12 protein-coding genes and 1 riboswitch are annotated in these 12,623 nt (G+C 39.4%); of the genes, 1 reads left to right on the top strand and 11 read right to left on the bottom strand.

The features are described 5' to 3' along the window. Positions 1-3 precede the first annotated feature (3 nt). The 6 genes from gcvPB to LI954_RS09795 all read right to left on the bottom strand — a co-directional run bounded on the left by gcvPB (position 4) and on the right by LI954_RS09795 (position 6,965). Positions 4-1,446, bottom strand: a complete 1,443-nt coding sequence (gcvPB, locus tag LI954_RS09770; protein WP_229444367.1) for an aminomethyl-transferring glycine dehydrogenase subunit GcvPB — start codon at positions 1,444-1,446, stop codon at positions 4-6. After that, entirely contained in the window at positions 1,443-2,771 is a 1,329-nt protein-coding gene (gene gcvPA / locus LI954_RS09775; RefSeq protein ID WP_202068470.1) for an aminomethyl-transferring glycine dehydrogenase subunit GcvPA, read from the bottom strand. Before gcvPA ends, gcvPB begins: the two co-directional genes overlap by 4 nt. A 28-nt stretch (positions 2,772-2,799) precedes the next feature. Beyond that, on the bottom strand, positions 2,800-3,174 hold the full coding sequence (gcvH, locus tag LI954_RS09780; RefSeq protein WP_229444368.1) for a glycine cleavage system protein GcvH: 375 nt from the start codon (positions 3,172-3,174) through the stop codon (positions 2,800-2,802). Positions 3,175-3,193: 19 nt separating this feature from the next. Continuing rightward, positions 3,194-4,282, bottom strand: a complete 1,089-nt coding sequence (gene gcvT, locus LI954_RS09785; protein ID WP_229444369.1) for a glycine cleavage system aminomethyltransferase GcvT — start codon at positions 4,280-4,282, stop codon at positions 3,194-3,196. A 162-nt stretch (positions 4,283-4,444) separates the two neighbouring features. Further along, a riboswitch (glycine riboswitch) is annotated at positions 4,445-4,550 on the bottom strand. A 1,585-nt stretch (positions 4,551-6,135) separates the two neighbouring features. Continuing rightward, on the bottom strand, positions 6,136-6,414 hold the full coding sequence (locus LI954_RS09790) for a hypothetical protein (protein ID WP_229441093.1): 279 nt from the start codon (positions 6,412-6,414) through the stop codon (positions 6,136-6,138). A 14-nt stretch (positions 6,415-6,428) separates the two neighbouring features. Then, positions 6,429-6,965, bottom strand: coding sequence for a hypothetical protein (locus tag LI954_RS09795; RefSeq protein WP_229441094.1), 537 nt, complete (start codon positions 6,963-6,965; stop codon positions 6,429-6,431). Between the two features lie 80 nt (positions 6,966-7,045). Between LI954_RS09795 and LI954_RS09800 the strand changes: the two genes are divergently transcribed. Next, positions 7,046-7,525 carry a hypothetical protein gene (locus LI954_RS09800; RefSeq protein ID WP_229441095.1) on the top strand — a complete coding sequence of 160 codons (480 nt, stop codon included), beginning with the start codon at positions 7,046-7,048 and terminating at the stop codon, positions 7,523-7,525. A 1,199-nt stretch (positions 7,526-8,724) separates the two neighbouring features. Here the strand turns inward: LI954_RS09800 and LI954_RS16225 are convergent. The 5 genes from LI954_RS16225 to LI954_RS09825 all read right to left on the bottom strand — a co-directional run bounded on the left by LI954_RS16225 (position 8,725) and on the right by LI954_RS09825 (position 12,590). Continuing rightward, positions 8,725-9,648 carry a transketolase family protein gene (locus tag LI954_RS16225; RefSeq protein WP_229444370.1) on the bottom strand — a complete coding sequence of 308 codons (924 nt, stop codon included), beginning with the start codon at positions 9,646-9,648 and terminating at the stop codon, positions 8,725-8,727. Then, entirely contained in the window at positions 9,649-10,461 is an 813-nt protein-coding gene (locus LI954_RS09810) for a transketolase (RefSeq protein WP_229444371.1), read from the bottom strand. Positions 10,462-10,480: 19 nt separating this feature from the next. Beyond that, positions 10,481-11,125, bottom strand: a complete 645-nt coding sequence (gene dhaL, locus LI954_RS09815; protein WP_229444372.1) for a dihydroxyacetone kinase subunit DhaL — start codon at positions 11,123-11,125, stop codon at positions 10,481-10,483. Between the two features lie 112 nt (positions 11,126-11,237). After that, positions 11,238-12,230, bottom strand: a complete 993-nt coding sequence (locus LI954_RS09820) for a dihydroxyacetone kinase subunit DhaK (RefSeq protein WP_229444373.1) — start codon at positions 12,228-12,230, stop codon at positions 11,238-11,240. Between the two features lie 18 nt (positions 12,231-12,248). Beyond that, a complete protein-coding gene (locus tag LI954_RS09825) occupies positions 12,249-12,590 on the bottom strand; it encodes a Lin0368 family putative glycerol transporter subunit (RefSeq protein ID WP_229444374.1) in 342 nt (113 codons plus the stop codon). Between the last annotated feature and the right edge of the window lie 33 nt (positions 12,591-12,623).

The following is a 12,623-nucleotide window of genomic DNA, read 5'->3' on the forward strand; positions in this document are numbered from 1 at the left end:
AAACTAAACCTCCTCAGAAAATTCATAACGAATTTTTGGGCTGCGTGCGGCAGTTACTTCATCTACTCGACCAATAATGGTCGTCTTCGGGAAATCATGGAAACTCTCGCCATCCCTATAAGCCAGCTCATGCAAATCTCGATAAATCTGCAGTGCCTCATCCATTGTCTTTTTAGATTCTGTTTCCGTCGGCTCCAGCATCAGCGCCTCGGGAACAATCAGAGGGAAATACATGGTTGGCGGATGCATCCGATGATCAAGGAGTCCTTTTGCCATATCTAGTGCCGATACACCAGTTTCTTTCTTCAGCTTGTCCAGACTCAAAACAAATTCATGCATGCATCGTTCACCATACGGAACCTCAAATTTATCCTTCAATCCATTCAACAGATAATTTGCATGTAAAACAGCTGTTTTTGAAGCAGATGAAATTCCTTCAGAACCAAGGAACAGTACATAAGTTAAGGCACGTGTTAAAATAGAAAAATGTCCATAGAATCCTTTTACAGTCCCAATAGAATTTGCAGGAGTTGAAAATTCAAATCCTTCCTTTGTTTCAACCGGATAAAAATCAGGCAGAAATTCTTTCAGCAGTTCCTTACAACCAACCGGACCCAGTCCCGGTCCGCCCCCGCCATGAGGCGTAGAGAATGTCTTATGAATGTTCAAATGGACAACATCAAAGCCCATATCACCAGGTCGCACCACACCCATAATGGCATTTAAATTGGCACCATCATAATAATTTAAACCACCTGCCTGATGAATTATTTCAGTAATTTCCAGAATATTTTTATCAAAAATCCCGATTGTATTTGGATTCGTCAGCATCAAGCCTGCAGTATCCTCTCCCACAGCATTCTTAAGCGCTGCCAAATCAACACAGCCGTATTCATCTGAAACAACATTTACAATCTCAAACCCAGCCATTGCTGCACTTGCCGGATTTGTACCATGCGCTGAGTCCGGAATAATGATCTTATTTCTGTGGCTGTCGCCGTTTTTCTTATGGTATGCTTTCATCATTAAGAGTGCTGTCAACTCACCATGTGCCCCTGCACCCGGCTGGAAGGTAAATGCATCCATTCCATTGATTTCTGAAAACCATTTTTCTGCCAATACATAAGTTTCCAGACAACCTTGGATAGAGTCAACCGGCTGCAGCGGATGGATATCTCTAAATCCGGAAAAATTGGCAACTTCATCATTGATTTTAGGATTATATTTCATCGTACATGAGCCCAGAGGATAGAAGCCATCATTCACACCAAAGGTCGCATTTGCAAGTTCTGTATAATGGCGGCTCAATTCATTTTGAGAAACTGTCGGCAAATTCAGTTTCTTTGTGCGACTCAACTCTTCCGGCAGTTCACATGGAGGAACTTCACTTTGACCGATCCAGTCAGTTTCATATCCCTCAATCGAACGTTCAAATATCAGCTTCATATTGCAGCCTCCTCTCTAATGAGTTCATTTACTATTGAAACGACCTCATCGATTTCTTCTTTGGTATTCATTTCAGTCACACACCACAGGAGACCTCTTTCTGTCGGCAACCCGCCAAGTATTCCTCTTTCTTCCAATCGTTGCAGCAGCTTTTCATCCTCTACCGGGAGCTTTATTACAAATTCGTGAAAAAAATCAGTATCATTTACCAGTTCAACTTCTGAAAGAGCAGAGAGTTTGTCGGCCATATAATGAGCTTTGTCATAGCACTGCATTGCTGCTTTTTTCAACCCTTCAGGTCCAACTGCACTTAAATAAATTGAAACAGTCAGCGCACAGTGGGCCACATTGGAACAAATATTGGACGCCGCTTTTTCTCTGCGAATATGCTGTTCTCGAGCCTGCAGCGTCAGAACAAAGGAGCGTCTGCCTTTGACATCTGCAGTTTCACCGACAATCCTCCCTGGAAGACGGCGCATCATCTTATTGGTTGTCGCAATAAAACCAATATAGGCTCCGCCAAAATTCAATGGCAGTCCCAAAGGCTGTGCTTCGCCTACAGCAATATCTGCACCCATTTCTCCCGGTGTCTTCAATACTGCCATCGACAGCGGATTCACAGCTACAACTGCCTTGGCTTTGTATTCCTTCGTAACACGAATGATTTCTTCTACCTTTTCAAGGTTTCCAAAATAATTCGGCTGTTGAACCAGCACACATGCTGCAGTTTCATCCATCAATTCTTCAAGTTTATTCAAATCGACTTGACCGTCTTTTTCCGGAATGACAACAATTTCGATTCCTCTCGAATCATAGTAGGTTTTAATCGTTGACAGTGTCATTGGGTGAACAGTTGCTGCAATCAATGCTTTTTTACGTTTCTTTTCTATGCACATATTAATTGCCTCGGCAGCAGCTGTTGCACCATCATATACAGAGGCATTCGTTGCGTCCATTCCAGTCAGTTCACAAATCATTGTCTGATATTCAAAAATTGACTGCAGCAGCCCCTGACTAATCTCTGCCTGATAAGGTGTATATGCAGTAACAAATTCCTCCTTAGCTGCTATCTGATTTACAATAGCTGGAATATAATGTCTGTAAGCACCCGCACCACGGAATATTGTCGAAAACACTTTATTTTTTTCTGCAAGTTCCTGCATCTTCCTTTTAACCTCACGCTCAGAACCGCCCTTTGGAAGATTAAGTTCACTAATCTTCACTTTGTCAGGTATTTCTTCAAACAGCTTATCCAGCGTATTCAGTCCCAACAGTTTTAACATTTCCTGCTGTTCTTTTTCGGTCGTTCCCAAATAATTGCCCATCTGACAACCTCCTCAAATTTTTTGCTTATTACTTCTCTGATTCTTTTTGAACGAATACTTCGTACTCTTCTTTTGTCATCAGTTCTGCTGTCTCACCCAAATCCTTCACTTCCATAATCCAAGAATCATATGGAGCTGAGTTGATAAGCTCTGGACTGTCTTCAAGCTCTTCATTAACTGCCGACACCGTTCCGCTGATGGGTGAATAAAGCTCTGATGCTGTCTTTACTGATTCGATATCTGCAAATCCTTCTCCTGTTGATACTTCATCATCTATATCAGGAAGATCAATATACACAATATCGCCTAATTCTTCCTGTGCATAATCAGAAATACCCACCTTCGCTGTATCCCCTTCTACCTTTACCCACTCATGTGATTTTGTAAATTTTACTTCGCTCATTACATTTTCTCCTCTCAAATTAAGCCGAATAAAACGGCATTTTTACTATTTTTGCTGGAATTCGTCTATTCCTGACTGCCAACTCAATTTCAGTACCAACAGCTGAATGGTCCTTATCAACAATTGCCATAGCAACTGCCTTTTCAATAAAAGGACAATAGGTTCCCGACGTTGTTTCTCCGATCTTGTCCCCGTCTTTTAAATAGACTTCCACATGCTCTCTTGCAATTCCACGCCCCGTCAATTCAATTCCGACACGGGTTACTGACGGCGCCTCCTTGCCAACCAGTGCTGATTTCCCAATAAAATCATCTTTTCCCATTTTAATACCAAAGTTTAAGCCCGTTTCAAAAGGAGTGATGGTTTCATCCATTTCATGTCCATAAAGAGGCATTGCTGTTTCCAGCCGCAATGTATCCCTTGCCCCTAGACCACAGGGAACCAATCCGAACTCTTCACCCGCTGCCAGTAAAGCCCGCCAAAGTTCCGGCGCCTTTTCTGATGAGCAATATAATTCGTATCCGAAAGAGCCTGTGTAGCCGGTTCGCGAAATGATACAAGAAACACCTGCCACCACTGCATTATCCGTAAATGTATAATATTTTTCCGGTATCATAGCTGCTTCAGTCAATTTCTTAATTATTTCTCTTGATGCAGGGCCCTGCAAGGCAATTTGACCATAGCTGTCTGAGACATCTTCAAAATGTACTTCTCCAAATAAATGCTCCTGCATCCATTGAATATCCTTCTCACGATTGCCTGCATTCACAACCAGCAGATATTTTTCTTCTCCCATTTTATAAACCAGCAAGTCATCCAAAACTCCGCCTTGATCATTGCACATCAGACTATACCGCACCCGTCCAATCGGCATTTTCGAAAAGTCGTTCGTCAAAAGTTTCTGGATATTCGCTGTCGCATCCTTCCCCTCATAAAGAACTTCCCCCATGTGTGAAACATCAAACAGTCCAGCCTCATTTCTTACAGCCAAATGCTCCTTGATTACTCCTGTTTCCTGATACTGTACCGGTAAAAGATAACCGGCAAAGGGAACAATTTTCCCGCCTGCTTCTACATGGCATTCATACAATGACGTCTTTTTCTCCATTCTTCACCCTCACTTTCTTTTAATTATTGCCGTCTAACTTTTTGAGCGCGACAAAAAGAGGATAACAGCAAAAAAATCCTTGCAGTTATCCTCTGTTATTAACCTGAGAGATTCTCCTTTTTCAAGGGTTGCTCCTTCGGTGCATAATGCTCTCCAGAGGTTTGTCAGATTACGGTCCTTTTACCTGAGATCTTCACAGCAAATGCCTGCGAGGTTTGCTGCTTATTCCTTCGGTGACAGATCGCCTGTTCTCTCCCGTAATCCTCAACCAATATTAGTAAGCGCTATCATTTTTTATCTTACCAATATTTTGTGAAATATACAATACAAAATTCAACTATTTTTTTCAGTCTGCCTAAATTGAACAAATTTCACAACAAAATTTAAATTTAAGATTCAAACTGAAAAACAAGAAAAAGACTGGTTTAAAGAGGTCTGTCTCTGCGTCGCAAATGCTTTAAGCGTTGCATGATCCCAAGCCAACAAGCGAGCCATCCCACGAATGAATCGATACAAGTGAAATGCAACGGTTTTCGCCGCCCGATGTGCTTTAGAACATGCGAGAATATGTGCAGTTAAAAGGGTGTCCTTTTCCAATTTTAATGAATAGGCACCGATTAAATAATTGATTAAACGATAAACAAGTCGTAGCGAATTGAGTGAAAGAGTGCGCATTTTTTCTAGTTGAACTTCTTGTTTTTGTACACGAAACAATTCCTCGATTTTCCAACGGGTGCAGTAAGCATTTAACAATGCTTAGCACGTCTTTTTTTGAGTGAATAGGTTTATTTGTCAGGAGTTTCATTGGTTTTTTTCCATCCCCATAAATAATGACCCTATTTAGAGCTATCCCCTTCAAACAAGGAAGTGTAACAGGAATATGGCTGATTTTTAAGTCATGGGTGGTTCCTTTGATCGTTGCTTGAAAGGAGATTTTTCCTTTTCGATGCTGAGCTAATTCAGGAACCTTCAATCGTTTGTTTTGATAGTAGAGGGATCGTTTCCCACACAAACGTGTAATAAATAGTTGACTTCGTTAGGTAAAGGCTTGGTAGAGTGCTTTGGAATCATAGCCACGATCCATTACGAATGTATAGGAACGATCACCAAATAGGCACTTGGTTCACCCTTTTCATGGTTTCTACGTTCATACTGTCAAATTGGTCTTCAGCAGCAGAACAATGATGAGAATAGATAGGGATTGGGTGTTTTGACTTAGGAGAAGCAATCGAAAAGTTGATTATGGTATAGCCTTTTTCTATTCGTCCGCTAGACCCGTCGTGTACGTGACCGAAAGCCTCAAAGTGTTGAGCATACGGCTTGGTAATATCTGAACTGTCTACTAAAAACAAGCTTGTCATCGGTCAACTGCTTTTTAAGGGAATGTAGGTAGTTATCTTGGAGGGTGCGAAAGTGAGAAAAAGAAGAAGCGTTTCGACAAAGCCTTTTGGTTGTTTGAAAAGGAGACGATTCTTCCAGTGCCCGAGCAATATCAGAAATGATGACCGTTTGGGCTTTACTTATGCCATACAGCAGCTCTCGAATAAAGCATTGTTTCGTTTTTGAGAGACCTAAGGAAAGTTTTTCAGAAAAAGAAAGAAGAAAACGTTTTGATTGATACAACTCAGAAGAATTCATGATAAAATAAAGACAGCTCCTTGTTATAAAGTTTTTGTTTTTGTCGACTTAACTTTACCATAACTTGGGCTTTTTTATCCACAGATTTCAAAAGAGAAGCCCAAAGAACCGCTTGTTTTCCACAAGGTTGTTCTTTAGACTTCTCCTTTTTGATTGGCTTAGCTCATTTTTGGGTAAATTCAAAGAATCCTGTCTTTTTTACTATTCAATCTATGCTATACTAAGCCTAAATATACAAAAATTGTATATAATGCTAATATAAAAGCAACTTGTACCAAAGCTAGTACGCTAAACACCTTATTTTCATGCTTGAAAAAATTTTTTTTTAAAGATGAAACAGCAAAAAATAAATTAGCAACTATCGTACATACAACAATCAATAGGAAAACAAGTGGAATTAATATAGTATGGCTATCTCTAAATGCTGTTAAAACAAACATAACACTTAAAATAGAAAAAACAACAAAAAAATGTTGAGCTAGTTTGTTCACCATTTTAATACCTCCTGTTAGCACAATAAACCTCCTAAATAGTATGCTGTAGAAACAATCAGTGGAATTAAAAGACTTGCTGGACCTGTGATTCCTAAAAGATAAGCAGCCGCTGAATAGGAACCTGCATGAATAAGTCCAATAGCTCCCATAACATTACTACATGTAACCAGTTTACCTCTTAATCGTGAATTAGGATCAGGTAAAACTTCTGACACATCTTCAACAAGATTAGAAATCGCTCCTTCGCCGTCTTCTGCAACTATCAAGTAGTTAAAGCGATCAATAGCCTCTTTCAATTCAATTGCAGAAACAGACGCATTTATTGATTCTAATTCTACTTGCAAATTCTCAATATCATTGATTCTCAGCTGAAAATCACCATTTTTATCAACATAACGAGATATACCTCCGAGAACCACTTCTGCCGTTTGTTGCTCTTTTGGTGTAAGAGTTTCTGCTTCTGACGTCTCTGCAAATGTCACTTGTGACAAACCAATCAAACTTGTTACTAACATAATGAATACTGAAAATACTTTTAAAACTTTTTGCATTCTTATTCCTCCTTACTTGATAATTTATGTTATCATAAAATTAATAAAATTAAAACTATTTATAATCCGGAGGCGTTCAAATGTATAAAAAAACATTTAAATTGATAGCATATTTTTGTATTTCTTTATTTTTAGTGGGATGCAATTCAATCACAAATGATAACCCAACACAGGAAACTACCAGTTCAAGCCTATCATTAACTTCTGAACAGAAAGAGGCATATAAACAAAACACAGACTCGTTGTCATTAATATCCCCACTTGACTTCACACAAAAATTGACTGAAATATCTAGTGAAGAAACAATATTTGTATATTTTGGTCGTCTTACCTGTTCATATTGCAGAAACTTTGTTGCCGAATTGGATAAGTTGATAGATTCACAAACTCCTACGATATATTACATTGATACAGAAAATACAGAAACTGATCCTGATATTCAAGATATTAGAGACACTTATGAAATCGAATTTGTCCCTAGTTTTATCAAAATTATCGGTCAAAAAATCAGTATGTATGATTCTGAAACTGATAAATTAGAAGATTTTATAAATCATTGATACATACCTATAAAAATAAATTTATGATAACAGTCTATAAAGAATCATATCTTTTTTAGTTGCTTCAAGTTGTTTGAAATGCCATTAAGCCGGATATTAGTTATCAATCAGAAGCCATTTATTGAGGAAAAATAATAAAAGTCGGTAAAAGCTTTTTCTAAAAATAAAGTTGACCCTTATTTTTTCCGAGGAGTTTTTCACAAAATCAGCAGAAATTATATTCAAAGACTCAATAATAACTTCATCAAAGAAGCTATATATCTTTTACTCATAATAAGGATAACAAGAGTACCAAAAGTTACTTATCAGAAAAATTTGAAAAAGCAGGTGCTCATAGATAATGAAAATACTGGCAGTCTTACTACTTATCACATGGTTGCTAACCTCTTGCTTCACATCAAAGGATCTAGAGGGTACTTCTAATTATAGAAAAACCAGCAATAAAGCAAACCACAGGAAATGAGTCTTATTCAAGAATGGAAGCAATCCAATATAGATGAATCAGCACTAATTCATTCCTGCTCTTCAAATGCTCGTCGCATGTCTTAGGGACATACAAGACATGCTATATGCGTAGTCTTGATAAATATTCCTTGAATAAAGCTAGCTCATCATACAAAGAGATAGCTGTATGTAGACGACAAGCTTTGAATGTGACATATCTATCCTTGAAGTTACTCTCATATCAACCGCACGTTTCTTGGATTAGAAGCATGTCTTAGTTTTAAATCGGTTATGGCGTGTCTATAAAGTCGGTGGCATTCGAATTCTTCAGTGATTTTTGTTAAAATCAAGGAAAAAAACACAGATTATGTGGGTCATAAGCAGGTATTTATGACGATGCGTTCTATAAAAATTATCAAAATATTCGCTGCTTGAGTTTTTAGACACACCCTAATACAATGGTTGAAATTCTATTAAGCAGGATTAGCATTGTATTTTAAACTGATCCTAACCGACCGATTTTTCAGACCATTGAAAAATAATAACCAGCTGATTATATAAACATAAATAATGTACATTATCTAAATAAGATAGGACCGAAATCCATTGATCCCCCCTAACAAGTCAACAGTTTCAGTCCTATTCATTAAGATTCTATGGAGACAGCGGGAATCAATTATATATTATATAGACCCTGGTAAGATTTACTGTCTTTTTCTCGTGCCGTCAATAATGAACATTTGCTTTTTTTCTTCTTATTTGGCTGCCTGAATTGCTTTTTCAGTGATGTTTTTTATGGTCAGTCCGTAAAATTCTTTTAACACTTCCGGCTCACCAGATTGACCAAACTTGTCTTGAATTCCAATTTTGATTACTTTTGTAGGATAATTTTCAGATAAAAATTCGGAAACGGCACTGCCTAAACCGCCAATCACACTATGTTCTTCAGCAACGATGAGCCATGGCGTTTCTTGCGCTGCTCGTAATACAAGCTCTTCATCCAGCGGCTTGATCGTGGAGAAATTCAACACTCGTACTTCTATTCCTTGTTGTGCCAGCTGTTCAGCAGCAGCCAGACTCTCTTGTACCATCAAACCAGTTGCAATAATCGTACCATCATTTCCCTGCCTCAGCATTTCTGCTTGCCCGATGATAAATGGCTTCTTCTGTTCATGAATACGCGCAACAGCTAAACGACCCAATCGTAAATAAACCGGCCCTTCTTGTTGCATGATCGCTTCAATCGCTGCTTCGGTTTCTAAATCATCAGACGGATTGATAATTGTCATGCCTGGTATGACTCGCATCAATGCAATATCTTCGATTGCCTGATGAGAACCGCCATCTTCACCTACTGTAATTCCGGCATGCGTTGCAGCAATCGTCACGTTTAATTTTTGGTAAGCGACTGCATTACGAATCTGCTCATAGGCTCGACCTGCCTCAAAAATTGCAAAACTGCTGGCAAATGGACGTTTGCCGCCTAAAGCCAAACCTGCCGCCGTCCCAATCATATCTGCTTCTGCAATCCCCAAATTAAAAAACTTTTCTGGTGCTTCTTTTGAAAATCTATCTGTTTTTGTTGCTGCAGATAAATCCGCATCCAACACGACTAACTCTTTCTTGTCCTTATACTTTATCAATGTTTCACCATACGCTTGTCTAGTGGCTTTTTTCACTTAAAATACCTCCTTCAGCTCAGCCAAAGCTTTTTCAGCTTCTGTCGGAGAAGGTGCTTTGCCGTGCCAGCCCACTTGATTTTCCATAAAGCTGATCCCTTTTCCTTTAACTGTTTGACACACAATAACCGACGGCCCGTCTGTAAACCTTTTTGCTGTAGTAATTGCATGAGTCAAGGAAGTGAAATCATGTCCGTCAGCTTGAATCACATGCCAATTAAACGCAGCAAATTTTTCATCAATTGACTGGACAGCCATGACCTCATCGTTGGTGCCATCGATCTGTAAGCCATTGTTATCAATGAAAGCAATCACTCGATCCAATTTATAATGAGCGGCGGTCATTGCTGCTTCCCAGACTTGTCCTTCTTGTAATTCCCCATCACCGAGCAACACATACGTGTTTTTTTCAATACTATCCAAACGTTTTGCCAATGCTAAACCATTAGCAATTGAAAGCCCTTGACCTAAAGAACCACTGGACGAATCCACCCCTCTTGTTTTGATGCGATCCGGATGACCTTGTAGATGACAACCCAACTTTCTTAAATCAGTTAAATCATCTTTTGGGAAAAATCCTTTATCTGCCAATACAGTATATAAAGCAGGTGCTGCATGCCCTTTCGAAAGAATAAAATGATCCCGATCATTTTGATCATAATTATTTAATGTAATATCCATTTCTTGATAATATAAAATGGTTAAAATATCAATAGCTGAAAGAGAACCTCCGGTATGCCCTGAGCCTGCCTGTGTCAATGATTGGATCACTGCTTTACGCAGTTCATTTGCTTTTTGTTTTAAATCCGTCATGTTTTCATGCCCAATCCCTTCATTTTCTCATTTGTTCCAAGAATACATTCATCAGCATCCACGAGGATTCTGCCCCGGGATCTTTATGCCCTATCGCACGTTCGCCTAAACGCATGGCGCGTCCTTTTTTGGCAATCAACGGAATCGTCGATTCGGCTCCCTCTTTCATAATTTCAATCATTTTTTCCATTACTGCCAAATGATCAGTATCCTCTTTATGTGCTTGTAAATAGTCTATCCCTGGCAAAAGTGCATCCAGCATCGTCTTGTCACCCAACTCAGCCTTTCCCCGAAATTGGATAGCCTCAACACCATTTTTTATCATATCCGCAAACTCTGGAAAAGTGACCGTTTCTTTTCCTATATGATCTTTACCCATTTTTATAAAAAAGCTGCCGTACAATGGACCGGATGCACCCCCAACTTTACTTAATAAAATCATTCCGGATTTTTTTAAGAATGTAGCAGTATCAGGCGATTCTGCCAGTTTCTCAGCCAGCTTTGCTGAAACTTCCCGAAACCCAATGCTTAAGTTGATTCCATGATCACCATCCCCAATATCTGAATCCAGTTTTGTCCAATAGTCACGATTAGCTTCGGTCAGCTCTGCCATTTTTACTAAACTATCCGCAAAAAATTGTTTATCAAATACTTGTTCACTCATAAGTCCACCTCATTATGTTTTAAAAATCACTTTTACTTGAACTTGGCGTTCGTTAGACCCGCTGCTTTCTTGCGAATCAAATGAAAACAAGAAAGCAGCTTTGCAAATTTATCTATAATTTGTAATAAGGGGTATCGCAAGGAGCATCAAGTAATTCTTTGATCTCATCATCTAATTTCATCAGCGTTACGGACATACCTGCCATATCCATTGATGTTGCATAGTTTCCGACATCTGTCCGATGAATCACAATTCCTTTCTCATTCAAAAGTTGATCCACACGACGATAACAGATATATTGATCTAATAAAGGCAGTGCGCCTAACCCATTGACCAAAATGTAGACCTCATCACCCGCTTTTAATTGTGCATCTTCTAAGATGATTGTCATAATCTCATCAATAATCACATCTGCTTTTTCAATTTTTCGTCTTTCAATCCCGGGTTCGCCATGAAGGCCCATACCAATTTCCATATCACCTTCATCCATTTGGAAAATCGCTTCTCCAGTCACAGGTAAAGTAGAGGAAGATAAAGCAACACCTAATGAATACGTATTATCATTGGCTCTTTCCGTCACCGCTTTCACTTGATCTAAATCATACCCTTTCGCAGCAGCACTGCCTGCCACTTTGAAAACAGGCAAGTCGCCGGCTACACCTCGCCGATCTTTTTTATCCTTAGCTGAATAGACATCATCCGTTGTCGTAACTGTTTCTACACGAATGCCCTCTTCCTCCATCGCCATTTCAGCACCCATATCAAAATTCATGACATCTCCAGCATAATTTCCGTAAACGTAAAGACACCCTTTGCCGCTATCAACAGCCTTAACAGCTTCGTAGCAAGCATCTGGAGCAGGAGACGTATTGATATTTCCAACTACTGCAGCATCGGCAAAATCTTTACCGACATAGCCCAAAAACATTGGTTCATGACCAGATCCGCCGCCAACAATCACACGTACCCGAGGTTCTTCACTCATCAGCTTACTTACAACGATCCGATTTTCTGCGTCCAAAGTAACGTATTTTTTGTTTGCTTTTGCATAGCCTGCCAACATTTCTTCTACTACATCATAGCCATCGTTAATTAATCGTTTCATTTTTTCCAGTCTCCTTTTTTATAAGAATAAAGATAATAAAAGCCCGCCAAATACACCACCTGATACTGCTGCAATTATATTAGGAAATGATTTTTTTATATTCCCTCCAACCAATGCAGAAGCTACCCAGACACCCACACCAGCCGCAAGTCCCTGATCGACCCACGCAGCACCGGATTGTGTGATCATCGGGGTTGCAATCCCATGATTGATACACCAAATGGTACCAACGATAAATAGTGCTGCCATCCAGCCGCCGACCGGTCCCCATTTTTCAACCATTTTCCCCCAAGCCATTCTGATCACAAAGGGAAATAGAAAGCCGCCGCAAAACGTTGCAATTCCTAAACCAATAGTCACTGTATTTCCTCCTCTTCAGTCATTTGACCGCTG

Origin of the sequence: Enterococcus sp. CWB-B31, from assembly GCF_020567645.1 — a bacterium.
Classification (GTDB): Bacteria; Bacillota; Bacilli; order Lactobacillales; family Enterococcaceae; genus Enterococcus_L.